This window comes from Chamaesiphon sp. (assembly GCF_041738855.1).
Classification (GTDB): Bacteria; Cyanobacteriota; Cyanobacteriia; order Cyanobacteriales; family Chamaesiphonaceae; genus Chamaesiphon.
The window spans coordinates 1-18983 of record NZ_JBGSPA010000054.1 but is presented as its reverse complement, the minus strand read 5'-3'; the positions used below and the strand labels follow the sequence as shown (position 1 = coordinate 18983).

The 18983-nt window shown below is 48.2% G+C and carries 16 protein-coding genes; 8 read left to right on the top strand and 8 right to left on the bottom strand.

Features of this window, described 5'->3' with window-relative positions:
• Positions 1 to 5 precede the first annotated feature (5 nt).
• The 6 genes from ACEW9I_RS05810 to ACEW9I_RS05785 all read left to right on the top strand — a co-directional run bounded on the left by ACEW9I_RS05810 (position 6) and on the right by ACEW9I_RS05785 (position 7011).
• Positions 6 to 1355: a CmpA/NrtA family ABC transporter substrate-binding protein gene (locus tag ACEW9I_RS05810; protein WP_373539412.1), complete on the top strand. Its 1350-nt coding sequence runs from the start codon at positions 6 to 8 to the stop codon at positions 1353 to 1355.
• Between the two features lie 44 nt (positions 1356 to 1399).
• Positions 1400 to 2233 carry a nitrate ABC transporter permease gene (gene ntrB / locus ACEW9I_RS05805; RefSeq protein WP_373539411.1) on the top strand — a complete coding sequence of 278 codons (834 nt, stop codon included), beginning with the start codon at positions 1400 to 1402 and terminating at the stop codon, positions 2231 to 2233.
• A gap of 131 nt (positions 2234 to 2364) precedes the next feature.
• Positions 2365 to 4335, top strand: coding sequence for a nitrate ABC transporter ATP-binding protein (locus ACEW9I_RS05800; RefSeq protein WP_373539410.1), 1971 nt, complete (start codon positions 2365 to 2367; stop codon positions 4333 to 4335).
• A 232-nt stretch (positions 4336 to 4567) separates the two neighbouring features.
• Positions 4568 to 5392, top strand: a complete 825-nt coding sequence (locus tag ACEW9I_RS05795) for a nitrate ABC transporter ATP-binding protein (RefSeq protein ID WP_373539409.1) — start codon at positions 4568 to 4570, stop codon at positions 5390 to 5392.
• A 298-nt stretch (positions 5393 to 5690) separates the two neighbouring features.
• Positions 5691 to 6620, top strand: coding sequence for a LysR substrate-binding domain-containing protein (locus ACEW9I_RS05790; RefSeq protein WP_373539408.1), 930 nt, complete (start codon positions 5691 to 5693; stop codon positions 6618 to 6620).
• Positions 6621 to 6789: 169 nt separating this feature from the next.
• On the top strand, positions 6790 to 7011 hold the full coding sequence (locus ACEW9I_RS05785) for a hypothetical protein (protein ID WP_373539407.1): 222 nt from the start codon (positions 6790 to 6792) through the stop codon (positions 7009 to 7011).
• A 154-nt stretch (positions 7012 to 7165) separates the two neighbouring features.
• Here the strand turns inward: ACEW9I_RS05785 and ACEW9I_RS05780 are convergent, their stop codons facing one another.
• The 3 genes from ACEW9I_RS05780 to ACEW9I_RS05770 all read right to left on the bottom strand — a co-directional run bounded on the left by ACEW9I_RS05780 (position 7166) and on the right by ACEW9I_RS05770 (position 9232).
• Positions 7166 to 7927: a DevA family ABC transporter ATP-binding protein gene (locus ACEW9I_RS05780; protein WP_373539406.1), complete on the bottom strand. Its 762-nt coding sequence runs from the start codon at positions 7925 to 7927 to the stop codon at positions 7166 to 7168.
• Between the two features lie 85 nt (positions 7928 to 8012).
• Positions 8013 to 8465, bottom strand: coding sequence for a nitrate reductase associated protein (locus ACEW9I_RS05775; RefSeq protein WP_373539405.1), 453 nt, complete (start codon positions 8463 to 8465; stop codon positions 8013 to 8015).
• A 74-nt stretch (positions 8466 to 8539) separates the two neighbouring features.
• The gene (locus ACEW9I_RS05770) at positions 8540 to 9232 is read right to left on the bottom strand and encodes a TetR family transcriptional regulator (protein WP_373539404.1); all 693 of its coding nucleotides are present in this window, start codon (positions 9230 to 9232) and stop codon (positions 8540 to 8542) included.
• Positions 9233 to 9414: 182 nt separating this feature from the next.
• Between ACEW9I_RS05770 and ACEW9I_RS05765 the strand changes: the two genes are divergently transcribed.
• Positions 9415 to 10845, top strand: a complete 1431-nt coding sequence (locus tag ACEW9I_RS05765; protein ID WP_373539403.1) for an HlyD family efflux transporter periplasmic adaptor subunit — start codon at positions 9415 to 9417, stop codon at positions 10843 to 10845.
• Between the two features lie 8 nt (positions 10846 to 10853).
• The gene (devC, locus tag ACEW9I_RS05760) at positions 10854 to 12011 is read left to right on the top strand and encodes an ABC transporter permease DevC (RefSeq protein WP_373539402.1); all 1158 of its coding nucleotides are present in this window, start codon (positions 10854 to 10856) and stop codon (positions 12009 to 12011) included.
• Between the two features lie 53 nt (positions 12012 to 12064).
• On the opposite strand, the gene ACEW9I_RS05755 is transcribed toward devC, so the two are convergent.
• The 5 genes from ACEW9I_RS05755 to psbB all read right to left on the bottom strand — a co-directional run bounded on the left by ACEW9I_RS05755 (position 12065) and on the right by psbB (position 18402).
• Entirely contained in the window at positions 12065 to 14443 is a 2379-nt protein-coding gene (locus tag ACEW9I_RS05755; protein WP_373539401.1) for a tetratricopeptide repeat protein, read from the bottom strand.
• Between the two features lie 150 nt (positions 14444 to 14593).
• On the bottom strand, positions 14594 to 15637 hold the full coding sequence (gene mtnA, locus ACEW9I_RS05750) for an S-methyl-5-thioribose-1-phosphate isomerase (RefSeq protein ID WP_373539400.1): 1044 nt from the start codon (positions 15635 to 15637) through the stop codon (positions 14594 to 14596).
• A gap of 193 nt (positions 15638 to 15830) precedes the next feature.
• Positions 15831 to 16364: a transcriptional regulator NrdR gene (gene nrdR / locus ACEW9I_RS05745; RefSeq protein ID WP_373539399.1), complete on the bottom strand. Its 534-nt coding sequence runs from the start codon at positions 16362 to 16364 to the stop codon at positions 15831 to 15833.
• Positions 16365 to 16674: 310 nt separating this feature from the next.
• Complete coding sequence (locus ACEW9I_RS05740) at positions 16675 to 16773, bottom strand: photosystem II reaction center protein T (protein ID WP_309729272.1); 99 nt, start codon at positions 16771 to 16773, stop codon at positions 16675 to 16677.
• 99 nt (positions 16774 to 16872) lie between these two features.
• The gene (gene psbB, locus ACEW9I_RS05735; RefSeq protein ID WP_373539398.1) at positions 16873 to 18402 is read right to left on the bottom strand and encodes a photosystem II chlorophyll-binding protein CP47; all 1530 of its coding nucleotides are present in this window, start codon (positions 18400 to 18402) and stop codon (positions 16873 to 16875) included.
• Positions 18403 to 18983 lie beyond the last annotated feature (581 nt).

Sequence of the window (18983 nt, the reverse complement as noted above, 5' to 3'; positions counted from 1 at the left end):
AACCCATGGAACATCTCTCGCGTCGGCACTTTTTGCTGGCAGTTGGTGCCGCTGGTGGTGCAACCTTGCTCAAAGGTTGCAGCATCAATCCACCCTCACCAGATGCCTTATCTCCTAAAGCACAAGCACTCACTCTCAGCTCGGTAACTACCCCAGAGACGACCGCCGTTAAGCTAGGCTATATTGCGATCGCCGAATCAGCACCATTGATTATTGCTAGGGAAAAAGGTTTTTTCGCTCGCCATGGCATGACAGATGTAGATGTATCGAAGCAAGCCTCCTGGGGTGCAGCGCGAGACAATATCGAAATCGGCTCGGCTGGGGGCGGGATCGATGGCGGACAATGGCAGATGCCGATGCCGCAGTTGATTTCGGAGGGGATTATTACCAAGGGAAATCGCAAAATTCCGATGTTGTCGCTGGCGCAGTTGAGTACCCAAGGTAATGGGATTGCGATCGCCTCACAACATGCTGGTAAAGGCTTTGGTTTAGATGTCTCCGGTGCAGCAGAACACGTCAGAGAGATGAAGGCAGGGGGTACTCCATTTAAAGCTGCCTATACTTTCCCCCGCGTCAATCAGGATTTCTGGATTCGCTACTGGCTAGCAGCGGGTGGCATCGATCCGAATAAAGATATCGATCTGATTGCCGTACCCGCAGCCCAAACGGTAGCCAGTATGCGGACTGGCTCGATGGATGGATTTAGTACGGGCGATCCTTGGCCGTCGCGGATTTTACGCGATCGCCGCAAATTCGGCTTCCTGGCAGTTTTGACAGCCCAAATTTGGCCAGCGCACCCCGAAGAATACTTTGCCATGCGCGAAGATTGGGTGCGGAAACATCCCAAAGCTGCCAAAGCAATTCTCAAAGGAATTATGGAAGCCCAAATGTGGTGCGACGATCCGAAAAATAGAGCAGAAATGGCGGCTATTTTAGCACAACGTAAATACTTTAACGTTCCCAGCGATCTATTAATCGGGCCGTATACGGGCGAATATATCCTCGGTGAAAATCGCAAAACAGTTAAGGATGAGAAACTAGCAATTCGCTACTGGAAAGATGCACGCGGTAGTGTTTCTTACCCCTATAAGAGTCACGATCTCTGGTTTTTAACCGAAAGTGTCCGGTGGGGATTTTTACCTCAAGGTGCATTGGGCGAAGCCAATCGGATTATCGATTCGGTGAGTGGTGAGAAGTATTGGCGAGAGGCAGCTCAAGAGTTGGGTCTTGCCAGCGCAGATATCCCTCCATCTACTTCTCGCGGCATCGAAAGATTCTTCGACGGTGCCGAATTCAATCCCGAACAGCCGAAAGCTTATTTAGATAGCCTAAAAATTAAATCTTTAAAGGCTTAATATCGATCGGTTAGTTTTAATTTAGTTTATTTTGGAGCAGTATTATGACCTCTAGTATACGGAAATCATCAGGATTTCGGATTGGCAATATCGAAATATCTACCAAAAGTATCAGAAAATATATCTTGCCACCAGCGGTCGCGATTTTCACTTTCTTAGCTTTGTGGGAATTGCTATCGGCTTCGGGAATTACCCTATTACCTGGTCCTTCGAGCCTGTTTACCGATGCGCGGACTTTTGAATTAGTGCGCTATCCTTTTTACGATCGCGGCGGTATCGATAAAGGAATGTTCTGGCAGACTTGGGCAAGTTTGCAACGGGTGGGTATTAGTTATACATTGGCCGCGATCGTCGGAATTTCGCTCGGCATCGCGATCGGTACCAGTGAAATGCTCTCCCGTGCGCTCGATCCCTTATTTCTATTCTTGAGAACTGTTCCCCCGCTTGCTTGGGTCCCGATTTCCCTCGCTGCCTTAAATAAAAACGAACCTGCCGCTCTATTTGTAATCTTTATTACCGCAGTCTGGCCGATCTTAATTAATACCGCAGTTGGTGTCAAACAGATTCCCCAAGACTATATTAACGTTGCTAAAGTCGTCCAGGCTTCCAAGCAGAAATACTTCTTCCAGATTCTACTCCCTTCCGCACTACCATACATTTTCACTGGCTTGCGTGTTGCGATTAGTTTAGCTTGGTTGGCAATTATCGCCGCTGAAATCGTGATGTCTGGGATCGTCGGCATCGGTTTTTTTATCTGGGAAGCTTATCAAAATAACTATATTAGCGAAGTTATCCTCGCATTAGTTTGGATCGGTGCGGTTGGTTTATTGCTCGATACGGCAATGGGTTGGTTGCAAAATAAAATCGTCAAACAATAACTCTTCGTTTCGCGATCGGTTGTAGGGTGTGTTATCGCGGAGCGTAACGCACCACGCAGGATCGACAAATATTCGGTGCGTTACGCTATCGCGATAACACACCCTACACTATCCAAAATTCATCAACTGCTATGTCAACAGTCGAATTAGTCAATATTCAAGATGCGGGAAAAACCTTCCCCCTCGGTGGCGGAAAGGAATACATCGCCTTACGCGGCATCGATCTCCAAATTAAACGCGGTGAATTCATCTCGCTGATCGGTCACTCTGGCTGTGGTAAATCGACCCTGCTCAATATGATTGCGGGATTAGATTTAGCAACAGAAGGAATAGTCTCACTCGAAGGATTAACGATTACTAAACCTGGCCCCGATCGGATCGTCGTCTTCCAGAACTATTCACTATTACCCTGGTTGACAGTGCGGGAAAACGTCGCTTTTGCTGTTGATGAAGTGCTGACCGAAAGAACAGCGCAAGAGCGGAAAGGAATCATCGAACACTATGTTGGTGTCGTCGGACTTGCTAAAGAGATCGACAAATATCCTGGTGAAATGTCTGGGGGGATGCGCCAACGGGTAGCGATCGCTCGCGCTCTAGCCGTGCAACCGCGCTTATTATTACTCGACGAACCCTTTGGAGTACTCGATGCTCTGACGCGGGGTAACTTGCAAGAACAGCTCGTTAAAATTTGCGAAGACAATCAAATTTCGGCGTTGATGGTGACGCATGAAGTCGATGAAGCCGTACTGATGAGCGATCGAGTGGTCATGCTCACCAATGGCCCAGCTTCCAAAATTGGCTCGATTTTAGAAGTCGATATTCCCCGTCCGCGTAAGCGGTTAGAAGCTGTCAAACATCCGAGTTATTATCAGCTTCGCAGCGAAATTATTTACTTTCTCAACCAGCAAAAGCAAGTTAAAAAAATGCGGGCGCAGAAAGTTCAGCATGTTGCCGCTCATGGGTTGGAAAAAATTAACTTACAGCTCGGTTTCGTACCCTTAACGGCGTGTGCGCCGATGATTATCGCCAAAGAAAAAGGCTTCTTTGCCAAACACGGTTTAGAACAAGCATCCCTAGTCAGAGAATCAAGCTGGCGTGGTGTTGTCGATGGTCTGATTGGTGGCTATATTGATGCCGCCGCCATGCCATCGGGAATGCCCCTATGGATTACCCTCGGCGGTGCCGGAGGTCAGCGCGTACCTGTGGTTAGCTCCCTCACCATCAGCCGCAATGGTAACGCAATTACCCTCGATAAGAGGTTTAAGCAGCGCGGTGTCAAAACCATTGCCGACTTCCGCGAAGCGATCCGCGAAACTCCCAACGAAACCCACCGGATGGGTGTAGTACACCCATCCTCCATGCACAATCTGCTGCTACGTTATTGGCTGGCAAGTGCAGGCATCGATCCCGATCGCGAGTTACACTTGAAACAAATCCCGCCTGCTCAAATGGTCGTAGATTTGAAAAACGGTACGATCGATGGATTCTGTGTCGGCGATCCGTGGAACCTACGCGCCGAAATCGAAGGGATTGGATTTACCGTCGCCCGCGATATTGATATCTGGAATGGTCATCCTGGCAAAGTTTTAGGCTGTCGCCAAGATTGGGCATTAGCCTTTCCCAATACCTTTATCGCCCTGAATAAGGCAATTTTAGACGCTTGCCGCTACTGTGCCGATCCAGCTAATGCCGAAGAAATTCGCAAAATCCTAGCCCGCAAGGAATATATCGGCACCAGTATTGATTTTATCCATCTGGGCGGCCCTGATGACATCGTACCTGGGGTAGAATCGGTTGCCCATCACGTCTTTTTCGGCGGTGGTGTCAACCGTCCTAGTCGCACCGAACATCTGTGGCACATGGTCGAGATGGCGCGGTGGGGCGATGTGCCATTCCCCCGCAACTGGGTAGAGGTGCTCGAAAACACCTGTCGGGTTGGGGTATTTAGTACCGCAGCACGGGAGCTGGGCATGACCGAAATTTCCTACACTCGCGGTTCGATTCAACTCGTTGATGGTACTACTTTCGATGCTGAAGATCCGATTCGCTATCTCAACAATCTCGAAATCAAACGCGATATTACGCTAGCGGAAATTCACTAGCTACCAATAATCACAGCAGTTAGCAACCACTGCTCATGATGCAAAGTCCGCCTACGCGGACTGAAATATTAGTCCGCGTAGGCGGACTTTGTATCACTAGCCCTGATTTGGTTGCCTTCGCAAAGGGCGGTGCTGGAGCGAAGCAAATATCCTTAACCCGTTCGCGTAGCGTCTCCATCAGGAGAAACTGATAATAAATATTCAACATCAACTATTACAAACCCTAAATCCTATGACCGCTATTTCTGCACCACTATCGGGAAGACTAAAAAGTACCAACCAAGACTTTATCAGCTTCCAAAAAATTACTAAAACTTATCCAACTAGAACCGGATTAAATGTCGTAATTAAGGATATCGATCTTACTGTTAAGCAAGGTGAATTCATCTGTATTATTGGACACTCTGGTTGTGGTAAATCTACTTTATTAAATACACTTTCTGGATTTGCTACGCCCACTGAAGGTCAAGTCACCATGAATGGTAAGTTAATTACCAAGCCAGGGCCAGATCGCATGGTAGTCTTTCAAAACTACTCGTTGATGCCGTGGATGACAGCTTATGAAAATGTCTATTTTGGGTTAGATTCCGTCCATCCCAACAAATCTAAATCGGAAAAAGATCGGATCGTGCGCGATACCCTAACTATGGTTGGCTTGGGAGAGGCAATGGAGAAAACCCCACCCCAATTATCTGGGGGGATGCGGCAGCGGGTGGCTATCGCCCGAGCTTTTTGTCTGCGTCCTGAAGTCTTGATTTTAGACGAACCTTTCGGTGCGCTCGATGCAATTACCAAAGAAGAAATGCAGGAAGAAGTATCAGAAATCGTCCGCGAAGTTGGCTGTACGGTGCTAATGGTAACTCACGATATCGATGAATGTTTATTCCTAGCCGATCGTCTAGTAATGATGACAGAAGGGCCATCAGCGGGAATTGGTGAAATTTTAGAGATTCCCTTCGAGCGTCCGCGCGATCGCGAACAAATGCTCGAAGATCCTCGCTATTATGATTTACGCAACCGCGCGCTCGAATTTTTATATAGTGGTAATGCTCATTGAGTCGTTGGCGCAGCCCCTCTGCAAGAGGAGCGATATTTAGGTCTAAAAAACGATCGGTAGCGGCAATTTCCGATCGCCGCTACCAATCGTTTTAGCGTTCACGTAGTGTCCGCTGTGCGGAATGACAATTTAATCAATCATTCATCGCTCCAGCAACACCGATCTTCGGCGGGATTCGATTTCTATTCCACAAGAATCTGGCAGCCAGCCGCCTCAGATCTACCCCTATACTGTGCAGTTAAGCTAAAGTGATAACGAATATCGATCGATCTCAATTGAGCCACTTTAGGCTAAAACTATGAAGCAAGCGACGCTACACCAACTACAAATTCTCGAAGCGATCGCCAGACACGGCAGTTTTACCCGCGCCGCCGAAGAACTCGAACTCACCCAGCCCACAGTTTCCCAACAAATTAAACGGCTCACCCAGACCATCGGGCTACCGCTATTCGAGCAACTGGGCAAACAAATCTATCTCACCGCTGCTGGAAAAGAAGTCTTAGCCGCGAGTGCAATTATTTCCGAAAAATTTGCGGAGCTAGAAATTGCAATCGATGAACTCAAAGGTTTGAAACAAGGACGCATTAATTTAGTTGCCAGCACCACCGCCAAATACTTTGTCCCCCGCTTGCTGGGTACCTTTCGCCGCAAACATCCTAATATTGAATTAGCTCTACACATTACCAATCAAGAAGGTGTTCTTGCCAGATTAGCGCGGAATCAAGACGATCTATACTTTACAGGGAGACCGCCTAGCGATTTGGACATCGAGCTACGACCGATCCTCGAAAATCCCCTGGTAGTTGTCGCCCCCTCCAATCATCCATTGGCGGGGAAAACCAATATTGCGATCAAAGAACTCACAACCGAACCCTTTATTTTTCGCGAAGCAGGTTCGGGTACCCGCTCAGTCGTCGAGCATTTTTTAGCTGAAAATCGGGTTGCGGTTGATGTCGCGATCGAACTCAGTAGTAATGAAGCTATCAAACAAGCGATTGCTGGGGGGCTGGGTATTTCGGTTCTTTCCCAACATTCCCTCGATTTGGAAACCCAGAATGGACTGCTCACCATTCTCAATGTCGAAGGCTTTCCGATTCAACGTCATTGGTATGTAATTTATCCCAAAGGGAAACAGCTATCGGTGGCGGCGCAAACTTTCTTGGATTTTTCGATCGCTGAAGGCAAACAAATTATCGAACGATTCAGCGCAGATTTAATTTCTCGCTGATCTCACATCTTGCCTCAAAACATAGTGAATAGTAAATAGTGAATAAGGGAATGAGCCTAATTAAAAAAGTTTTGGTAATATTTTTTCACTCTCGATCTCGCCTTAGCTCGTCAACTACGGATTTTTGGGTTAAGTTATGTAAATAAACCCTCAGCACATCGCAGTAGCAATGAAGCGGACTTATAACGATACTCTCAGCGATATTCATGATGCACCCGATCTTCAGAGCCTCGTCTGCGACAAACGATCGAGCAAACGCGCGACTACCGCCAAAGGCAACCGCCGCAATCGTCGCTATGAGAACCGAATGCTCACCGCCCAATCGGGTGAAAATTTTGACGAAGGTGAAGAGACTTTCGCCGAATTAGATCTGAATCACCCACAAAATTGAGGGTAGGGGCAATTGATGAATTGCCTCCACCCTCACAACCTACTCCCTTCCCAGTGCAGAATTAGATATCTGATGTAAAGGTGAATGGTGGATGGTGAATCAACACTGTCTATTTCTTGGGTGGGAAGGGAGTAATTATCAATTATCAATTAATTTAACTATCACTGACAGTCAGGACATCATTTTGCGCCAGACAGCCATCTTCGAGATGGACGATCCGATCGGCTACGTCCAAAATCCGGTTATCATGAGTCACCATCAAGATTGTCGTCCCCTGTTCCTTGGCTAATTTCTGCATGATCTCGACGATTCCTCGTCCCGATTTTCCGTCTAGAGCGGCAGTCGGTTCGTCAGCTAAAACTAGCTTGGGATGGCTCATCAGGGCACGGGCGATCGCGACACGCTGTTTTTGACCCCCAGACAAGTTATCGGGGTAGTAGGACTTGCGATCGCTCAATCCGACGGCATCGAGCATTGCAGTAGCGCGCTCTTTGATTTCCTTGCTACTCATGTTGTCATGCAGTTGTCCCGACATCTGGACATTCTGTTGAGCGGTAAGAGATTTGAGCAGGTTGTGCGCTTGGAAGATATAACCGATATTGCGCCGCACTTCGATCGTTTTGCGTTTACTCGCACCGACCATTTCCACACCCAATACTCTCATACTCCCCTCTTGCGGCGATCGCAAGCCACCCGATAGTGTCAACAGGGTAGTTTTCCCAGAACCAGATGGCCCCGTCATCAGCACGATTTCACCTTTACCGATTTGGAGGTTGATATCAAACAACACTTGCTTTTTGAGATTGCCTTTACCGAAGTAGTGATTGAGTTGATGGACATCGACTACGATATTATTGTCGGGATTACCGCTATCGATATTTACTAAATCTTGGTTTTTGGGTTTAAAGGTTAGCATCTAATTAGGTGTTAGGTGTTAGGTGTTGGGCTTTAGGTGTTAAGTGTTAGGTAATAGGGTAAATCTTTTAACGCTCGATCGCTTATTAAGTTAATAGTCCGAATTCTTTTAAGGCTGGCAAAAAGTTATTATTTTCATGTTGCGATCGAGTTAGTTTAATTAATGCAAATCTTTGAATTATTGTCAAATTTACCCATTGAACTAGATCGATATTTACGCCCTCTTCAGTGGCTTTAGTTGTCACACTTTCGGGGATTTCGAGATCGTTCGCCCACGGTGGCTGCGGATCGATGCTGAGTAAACTAGCTGCATGTCCGGTATGTTGGAAGATTAATTGACTCACATATTCTTGATAAGCAACGATCTCGGACTCGCGATCGCACGGTAACTCAACTAATTGCTGGCACTCAGCTTGCGTAAATCGATTCCACTCAGCCAACTTCAATTTCACACCACAAGTATCCAACTTCAGCCGCACGATCATCGGAATGCAGCGCAATGAATCAACAAAATCAGCTTCAAACTTAAAATATGTCATGGAGTTTGGAAGGAGGAATCTCAACTATTATTTCAATGGTAACTATCAACTATCAACTGTCTTGAAAAGGTGCTCTACTTGGGGAAACCCCTGTTCCCGCACTTTTCGCTGTCAACTGTCAACTGATTTCTTACTCCTGCCATAATTAGATCGATCGATTCTCGTGTATGACCTTGGAGTAACTCTTTACCTAGCAACCGCTTACCAGGCCAGAGATATTTGAGATTTTCTTGAGCGGTAAAGTAAAACGAACAAGCACCGACAATATTTACCGCAGTGTGACGGGGTTCGAGTTGACGAAAAACCCCCAAACTCATCCCCTGCTCCAAAATTTGGACGATCGTGCCATACAGGATATTTCCTAATTGTTTGGGGTAATACTTGCCCTTATTTTGAACCGCTTCTAAGCAGAGAATACTTCCGACACGCGGATTTTCAGACATGCACTGGAGCATTGTTGTCAGCAACGTCACCAGCGCGGCATCTGGAGGTAAGCAATCGAGTTGGAGTTGCTCCGCCATCCCCAGCATTCCCACCAAACAACGTTCTAACACCGCTTGATACAATTCCTCCTTACTTTGGAAGTAATAGTAGATCATCGCCTTGGTGACGCCTGTTTGGGCGGCGATCGCTTCTGTGCGTGCTCCACTCAAGCCAGTTACGGCAAACTCTGCCTCGGCTGCATCTAAAATTTGGGTTTTGGTCGCTTCTGGATTGCGGGTGAGGGTTGTGGTCTTGATGGTCTTTTGCTTATTGACTTCGGGCATTATAGTGGGATGATGCAACAGGTTAACTAACTAAATGGTAAGTGTAAAGCCATGTCTATAATCTCATTATGGCATAGGCTTCAGGAATTGTAACTTAATTGACATATATTTTATTTTTAGGTTAAACTAACTAACAAGTAAGTAAATTTTCGCAGGCACACACCAGAGGCAACTCATCAGCGATGGCAGAAAATAACTTTGTAGTAGATAAATTTAAGAGCCTAGATCCTGTCAGCCGCTGGGTTGCGGTCGGAGCTGCCGCTGCCGCTCTATTGCTGTTACCAGCCGGATTATATTATGCTGGTTTTGCACAGCCACCAGCCACCACTCAAGCAGTCAAACCTGCGCCCAAACCTGTAGTAGCCACAGCCGTCACCTCATTAGGACGGTTGGAACCATTGGGCGAAGTCATCAAAGTCTCCTCGCCTAGCTCTCAGATGGGGCAGGGGACGATCGCCCAATTATTAGTCAAAGAAGGAGATCGAGTTACCAAAGGACAAATAATCGCTGTCCTCAACAATCGGCAACGCTTAGAAGCCGCTCGATCCAAAGCGCAAGAAGACGTGAAAGTCTCGCAAAACAATCTCGATAAAGTCAAAGCTGGAGCCAAACAAGGGGAAATCGGTGCTCAACAAGCCGAGATCGATCGATTCAAGAGTCAGCTCAAAGGTAATCGGGACACATATATCGCCACCAGAGCACGCCTCGAAGCCCAGCTCAAATGGGAACCCGCCGCCCAAGCTGGCAAAATCGAATCCCTCAACGCCCAACTCGCTGGCGAAAAACCCACTCAAGAAGCCACCCTCCGGCGACTGCGATCGCAATTGAGAAATACCGAAGTAGACTATCAACGCTTTCAACAACTGTACGCCGAACGCGCGATCGAGACTACCAGACTCGATGCCAAACGGCTGGAAGTCGATACCATCCGCCAACAAATCGCCGAAGCCCAGTCCAAATACAACCAGACTGTCGCCACCCTCAACCAGCAGATTATCGAAAATCAAGCCACCCAACAGCAAATCACCAGTACCGCCCGACAACAACTCGCCGAAGCCAAAGCCAACTACGATACCAGCGTAGCCACCACCAACCAACAAATCGCCGCCGCCCAAGCCACGCTTGCTAAAATCGCCGAAGTCCGCCCCGTCGATGTCGCGGGTGCCCAAGCCGAACTCGCCCGCGCCCAAGCCACAGCTCGTCAAGCCCAAGCCGAACTTGCTGAAGCTTATGTGCGTGCGCCGATCGCTGGCGAAATCCTCAAAGTCCACGCCCGTGCGGGCGAAGCTCCTGGTACTAACGGCATTGTCGAAATGGGACAAACCAGTCAAATGGTAGCCGTCGCCGAAGTATATGAAAGCGATGTTCGCAAACTCAGAGTCGGACAAACTGCCACCATCAAAAGTGAATCTGGAGCATTCAATCAAAATCTTCGCGGAACAGTCAGCTACATCGGACTCCAGATCGGCAAGCAAGATGTCCTCAACACCGACCCCGCAGCCGATTCCGACTCCCGCGTCGTCGAAGTCAAAATCGCGATCGATCCTACCGATAGCACCGCCGTCAGAGGACTGACCAATTCTAAGATCGCCGTCATGATTAATACTCAGTAGTTGTAGCAATGTTTAAAAAAATCCCTCTGGCTTGGTTGCAACTGAGCCACGAAAAAATTCGCTTACTAGTCGCGATCGCGGGCATTAGTTTCGCTGATATCCTGATGTTTATGCAGCTAGGGTTTCGGGATGCCTTATTTGATAGTGCCGTCAAGTTTCATACCAATGTCAACGGAGATGTCTTCCTCGTCAGTCCTCAATCGACAGCATTGATTGCGATGAAATCTTTTCCTAGAAGACGCATCTATCAAACATTAGCCTTCAAAGATGTTGAGTCGGCTACACCCATTTATCTCGGTTTTGGGATCTGGAAAAATCCTGTTAAAAAAAATACCCGCCAGATCATGGTGATTGGCTTTAATCCAGCCGACAAGCAACTATTTCAACTCCCAGGTATTGCTGAAAATATTACCAAAATGCAACTGCCAGACACCTATCTGTTCGATGAAAAGTCGCGAGAACAGTTTGGGCCGATTGCCGAGATATTTAACTCTGGGGAGCGGGTGCAAACCGAAATAGACGGACGCAAAATTGATGTTGGTGGCTTATTTACCCTCGGTGCATCATTTGGTGCCGATGGAAATATCATGACTAGTGATACCAACTTTGCCCGCATGTTCAAAAGCCGAGAACCTGGCTTAATTGATATCGGCGTGATTAAACTCAAACCAGGTGCTGATGTCAAATCTGCCGTTGCGGCGATCGATGCCTATCTGCCTAGCGACGTAAAAGTCATGTCCAAAGAGCAATTCATCGAATTTGAGAAGAGTTACTGGCAAAGTGGTACTTCGATCGGGTTTATTTTTACCCTCGGTACGATCATGGGTTTCATCGTCGGGATTGTGATTGTTTATCAGATTCTCTATACCGATGTTGCCGATCACTTATCTGAATATGCCACCCTCAAAGCGATGGGTTATACAGATTTTTATCTATTAACTGTCGTCTTCCAAGAAGCAATTATTTTATCGATCGTCGGCTTTTTCCCTGGCATGTTAGCAGCCGTTGGACTCTATACCTTGACGCGCAATGCAACTAGTCTGCCACTAGTGATGACTGTCGCTCGTGCTACTACAGTCTTGATTCTAACGATGATTATGTGTACTATTTCTGGCGCAATCGCGGTGAGAAAACTTCGCGCCGCCGATCCAGCGGATATGTTTTAATTAATCGATCGCTCGTCTTGAAGATCGCGAACAGCTAAACATTGCCCCTGCTCCTAACCTCTACCCACTAACCGATCGAGTATTTGTAAAATCTGCTGATAAATTTTGCTATAGCCCCGATCGAGGTAGAGTCTAGCAGCGTGATGATAATCGCTAATCGCGCCAGTACGATCGCCAACGATCTCATAAACTTTGCCGCGTTGAAAATAAGCAGGGGCATAGTGCGGATCGATGTCGATACTATCGCTAAAATCGGCGATCGCCGCAGCGAGATTGCCCAGGCTGTGATAGCTGCATCCCCGATAATAATAGGCATCCAGATCTGCTGGGTTTAGCTCGATCGCCCGTTGATAATCATCGATCGCCTCTAGATGTGCGTGGCTCATCGCCAAGATCCGCCCCCGCTGATAATAAGCCAGCGTAAATGTGGGATTCAACTCGATCGCTCGATCGAGATCGTCAACTGCACCTTGAATATCATTAATCTCACTACGACTAATTGCTCGGTTATAATAAGCGTGGAGGTGATGGGAATCGAAATAGATGGTCTGAGTATAGTCAGCGATCGCCCCCCGTTTATCACCCAGGTATTGACGCGCATTCCCGCGATGATAGTAGGCGTAAAAATATTGCGGATCGAGAGCGAGTGTTTGGGTATAGTCGTCGATTGCTGCTTGATGATTGCCGCTTTGACGATGGCAAATCCCCCGATTATAGTAAGCGACAGTCAATCCAGGATCGAGACCGATCGCGCGATCGTAATCAACTAGAGCTGCAACTAAATCGCCCCCAATCCGATGCACATTTGCTCGATTGCTATAGGCAACCGCAAACTGTGGATCTAAGGCGATCGCCTTGCTATATTGGACGATCGCCAGTGAAGTTTCCCCCATTTGACAGTAATTATTGCCGAGATTGTTGTAGACACTGACAAAATCTGGCTGAAGTTCGATCGCCCTCGTATAGTCGGCAATTGCTGCTGAGAATTGACCGATTTGGGTATAAATAATTGCCCGGTTGTTGTAAGCGATCTCCGAGCGAGGATCGATCTTCAACACCCAACTAAAATCTAAGATCGCGCCATCCACATCGCCTAGATGCTGACGCAAATTGCCCCGATTGTTGTAAGCAACAATCAGTCTGGGGTTGAGACCGATCGCGCGATCGTAATCAGCGATCGCCCCTTGGGGATCTAGGAGCTGTGCTCTAGCAGTACCCCGCATCACATACTCGATCGCTTGGGTCGGCTGCGCGAGTAAGTCTTTTCCCCGCTCGAAATCTACCTGCGGATCGGCAAGATGATTGGGCCCAAAGCTACTCGCCAGTCCCCGTCCGATATGTGCCACGCCGCAATCGGGATCGAGTTGCACGGCGATGTCAAAATCCTCCCAGGAGCCGATATAGTCGCCCACATAACGGCGGGCATTGCCCCGACCACAGTAGGCATCAACACACTGAGGAGCGAGCGATAGAGCCAGATCGTAAGCCGCGATCGCCTGTTGACAATCCCCAATTTCATAAAATCCGGCACCCCGATCGACATACAGTCTTACGTGTCGGTGGATCTCCGTCCGCGTATCCGCCCGCGAGTGCTGATGAACGAGCAGTTGTGGGATGATCCCGACTACCGCTTGCCAAGCCGCTGCGATCGACGGATAGCGATGTGCTGGCGCGGGGGTAATTAGTCGATCGAGCGTCGCGATCAGTTCGGGATGGACGATTTGTGGTGCTAGATCTAGCCAGTATACTGGGGTGGCTGTCAATACTAGCTCATCGCCAGCAATCCCCATCGCCGCAGCAATAGTAATCGCTCCGACTGTGTACAAGTCGCGCCAAGGTACGAGCCGATCGTCTGGACTTAGTGGTTGGGGCGCACCAATCGCCAGTGGTAAGTTAATCAATACCAGTTGGCGATCTGGAGTGCGTCGGATCAGCCGCTCTAGTGAGAGCGGTGGCGGGGCTGCGGATCGCTCGATATCGCGCAAGACTTCCAATAAGTCTTTTAATAACAGCACCACTTGCGATTGCGTCCACGATCTCGCTGCTAATTCTTGTGCTAACGGGACTCCCGCAATAAACTCTCTGACGATGTAAAATGCCTGCTCTTGGGCAAAATATCCATACACCATCGGCAGTCTTTGGCATCGCCGCTCTTGGGGAGAATTGACTTGACGACTCAAGGCATAGAGACTTTGGGCTGAAAGCGTCGCTCGATCCCAATCGGGACTGTCTGGACTCGGATCGGGTAGCTCATAGCGATGAATGACACATTTGAGTTGGAGATTGCCAGGGACTTGGAGATCGATCGCTAGGAATGTAGTGACCGATCCGGCTTGTTCCAACTGCTCTAGGATTTGATAACGCTGCCCAAGAGTAGATCCGATCGGATTGACTGTGCGTATACTCTCACCACTCACTTGCAAGTTCTTCAAAGTCTGCTACTTACTGATGATACGTCATGTTTATTTTACACATTAATCTCGAAAATGTAGCCACCAAACTTAACAACCTGCTAGATACATTTCTGCCCCTATTTACTTGACAAGTAGGCATGGAGTGAACTCACTGGTTGAGCTGCACACTTATTTATGTTGAAGCTCGATGATTTTGGCTGGCGCAAATGCACCAAACTCAGTAATAATTGCCGCAATCAAATCGGCTGGCGTCACATCAAAAGCCGGATTGTAAAACTCCACGCCAGGAGGACAAATAATCGTTTCCCCAATTTGATAAAGCTCTGAAGGATGACGCTCCTCGATCGGAATCAAACTACCGTCGCTGAGACTAAAATCGATCGTCGATCGCGGTGCGGCTACAAAGAACGGAATATTGTGCGCTTTCGCTACCAATGCCAAACTATAAGTACCGATTTTATTAGCTGTATCACCATTTGCGGCAATCCGATCGGCACCTACCACCACCGCATCGATTAACCCCTGTTTCAGACAGTGTGCCGCCATACTATCCGCAATGAGTGTCACCGGAATCCCCTCTTGGACGCATTCCCAGCTCGTGAGTCTCGCCCCCTGCAAGCGCGGACGCGTCTCATCGGCATACAGCCGCGCCAACCGCCCCTGCGTCCACGCCGAACGTACTACCCCAAGCGCAGTACCATAACCAGCCGTTGCTAGGGCACCAGCATTGCAATGAGTGAGCAAACACAGCTTCTCTGGACTGCTGGGCAAAACTGCCAAACCATGTGCGCCGATCGCCTGACAAGTGGCGATATCATCAGCATTGATCTGTTGCGCGGCGATTAATAACTGCGGAATAATTTCAGCCACACTCCCCACCCAACTGCGCGCTGTCGCCTCCATCCGATCGATCGCCCAAAACAAATTTACCGCCGTCGGACGTGTCGCTCTGAGCGTTTTCCCAATCGCCACAAGCTTTGTCAAAAACTCTTCCCGATCTGTAGTCCCAATCTCCCGCGCCCCCAAATACATCCCATAAGCAGCCGCTACCCCGATCGCTGGCGCACCTCTGACGATCATCGTCGAGATGGCACGAGCCATATCTTCCACCAGATCGATCTCGACGTATGTATACTCATTTGGCAGTCGATTTTGATCGATTAATAGGACGCGATCGTTTTGCCAGCGGACGGGATAAACTGGGGTATTCATAATTAAATCGATGCTCTAGGGCAGAGGCTTACACCAACTAGTCGTTAGACCCAAATTTTATCATCGATCTCACTATTAAATTAGGGATCTCGATCGCATCTAGAATACTCAGCAATGCAACGATCGCAGAAATCCATACACATTATATAGCGAAGGTAATGCTGTCATCACACCCAATCAAATAGACAGTCAACTAGAGATCGAGCGGCACTGGCGCAGGAGGTGGACTCATGTCCAGACGGCGAACTACCGACTCTTCGACAGGTTCAAGACACCGATCTTCATTCAATTGATGCAATGTATCTACAAAGTCACGAATCCCCTGAAATTGTCGGTAGACAGACGCAAATCGGATATACGCTACCTCACTCAATGGACGCAATTCCAGCAGTACCAGTTCGCCAATTTCGGCGGTAGTTACCTCCCTGAGCGATCGAGTCTGGAGTTGGGACTCGATCTCATCGACAATTGATTCTAGGGTATCGGGAGTGAGTCCGGTTTTCTGACAGGCATGAATTATCCCGCGCAGCAGTTTGGATCTGTCAAAATATTCACGACGGGCATCTTGTTTGATGACGGTGACGGGGACAAATTCCAAGCGTTCGTAAGTAGTAAACCGATGTTTGCACTGGAGGCACTCCCGCCGTCTGCGAATACTTTGCCCCGCTTCTGTCGATCTAGACTCCAAGACGCGACTATCTGTATATTGGCAGTAAGGACATTGCATTGGGACAGGGGGACTGGGGGGACGGGGGGACTGGGAACTATAGCGATCTTAAATCAGACCCCTGGTATCAAATACTGGTGCGTTACGGCAGCAGCCCAACACATCCTACATTAACCTAGCTTTTCATTTAGGATTGTTATAGTTATAGTTTCTTTTCCCTCAAGCCTAAGACCTAAAGCCTAAAACCTCAGTTATATTTTCTTACCCCTAAAGCCCAAAGCCTAACACCTAACACCTAAAATGAAAATCTGAGCTAACTTAGAGAGATTTCTCTAGATTAGCTCAGATCGTGACCAAACTGAATTGTTGTTTACTTGCGAGGAATTTTGGGTGGTTCGCGAAAAGCGATCGCAAAGAATACCACACCCAAAGCCAACGTCGTGACCAAAATATAAATAGTTGCTTCCATTGTGAGAACCCTCTAGGCTTACTTTTAGTTTAACAGTAACCAGGAGATTGGGGTGAGGCACTAGCTAAAGCCAGATAACGCCCCCCAATCTCCACATGATTAAGCTTCTTTGCGTCGAGTACTGGGGTCGCCCAATTTCTTGAACAGACCAAATTCGACTTGCTCTTCCATATCGGCTTCTACACCAGCAAATACGTCGCGGTAGATCGTCCGCGAACCATGCCAGAGGTGACCGAAGAAGAAGAATAGTGCGAACACAGCATGACCGAACGTAAACCAACCGCGTGGGCTAGTCCGGTATACACCGTCAGAGCCAAATTTTTCGCGATCGAATTCAAAGATTTCGCCACCTTGAGCTTTCCGGGCAAACTGCTTGACTTGGTTGGGGTCGGTAAATGTTTGACCATTTAGCGCGCCACCATAGAAGCTCGCAGTGATACCAGCTTGCTCGAAGCTATATCTGGATTCTGCCCGACGGAACGGTACGTCTGCACGTACTACGCCTTCAGAGTCAGTCAAGATCACAGGGAAAGTTTCAAAGAAGTTGGGGAGACGACGGACGCTCAGTGCCCGACCTTCAGAGTCTTTGAATACTGGATGTCCTTGCCAACCTTGAGCGACCCCATCGCCTTTATTCATCGGCCCAGTACGGAATAGACCACCTTTGGCGGGACTATTACCGACATAATCATAGAATGCCAATCTGTCAGGAATTGCCTGCCAAGCTTGGGCTTCAGTCTTGCCATCTTCGATGCCAGTCTGAACGCGACGTTGAATTTCCTGTTGGAAATAACCGCTATCCCACTGATAGCGCGTCGGCCCGAATAACTCGATCGGAGTGGTAGCATTGCCGTACCACATGGTACCAGCAACGATAAAAGCTGCAAAGAATACTGCGGCGATACTGGAGGAGAGTACCGTCTCGATATTCCCCATCCGCAGAGCTTTGTACAACCGTTCGGGTGGACGGACTGTGAGGTGGAATAATCCAGCAATAATCCCGACTGTACCCGCTGCAATGTGGTGTGCGACGACGCCACCAGGATTGAAGGGATTGAACCCAGATGGCCCCCACTCTGGCGCGACTGGAGCTACATGTCCGGTGATGCCAAATGGGTCGGTAACCCACATGCCTGGGCCAAATAGACCAGTCAGGTGAAATGCGCCAAAGCCAAAGCAGAGCAGACCAGACAAGAACAGGTGAATCCCGAACATTTTGGGTAAATCTAAGGCAGGTTCACCAGTCCGAGGATCTGTGAACAGTTCCAAGTCCCAGTATACCCAGTGCCAGATCGATGCCAAGATCAGCAATCCAGACAGAATAATGTGCGCGGTAGCTACACCTTCAAAAGACCAGAAGCCAGCGTCTGCTGCTGATTCACCTGGAACGATACTCCAACCACCCCAAGATTTGGTGACCCCAAGCCGTGCCATGAACGGCATGACGAACATTCCTTGTCGCCACATCGGGTTGAAAACTGCGTCGCTCGGGTCGAAGTTGGATAGCTCAAACAGAGCCATCGAACCTGCCCAACCAGCAACTAGAGCTGTATGCATTAGATGCACGGATATCAGTCTACCTGGGTCATTCAGGACGACTGTGTGCACACGGTACCAGGGTAGTCCCATCGACTACGATCCTCCTTAAAATAGGTGTCTACGAATTTTATTATTTAAATAATCTCAAGCATTATGTTATCCGCTTCCTAGCTCAGAGGCAAGGTAATCTCACTTGTATCAGTTTGCTGCTATCGATCGTCTCAAACCGCCACACAAACAGCATCACAGTGGTTTCAGCACTTTTGTCAATCTCAATTCGATCGAGATTTATCCTCACAATGTTTACAAATGTTAATAATTACTCTTGGTCAGTCACAAATTAGATAGTTGGTGGTGGCTGGTGAATGGTGAATGGCGAAAAGTGCGGGAACAGGGGTTTCCCCGCTTGGGTTTGTTCCATGGTCGAGAGACCCGACCGGGCAAACTCCGCAAGTAGAGTACCTTTTCAAGACAGTGAATGGTGAATGGTGCCTTTGACAGGTAGTTTATCGATTTGGTAGAGCCGACTATACCTGAGTTCGATGAAGTTTTGTCTCCTCAAACTCAGGCATTTCAACACTTTTAGGCTAACAGCAGAATTTTTTCAATTTTTGGCACATTAAAATCCACCATCAATATCATTAATAGTTGAAAAAACATTGATTTAAATT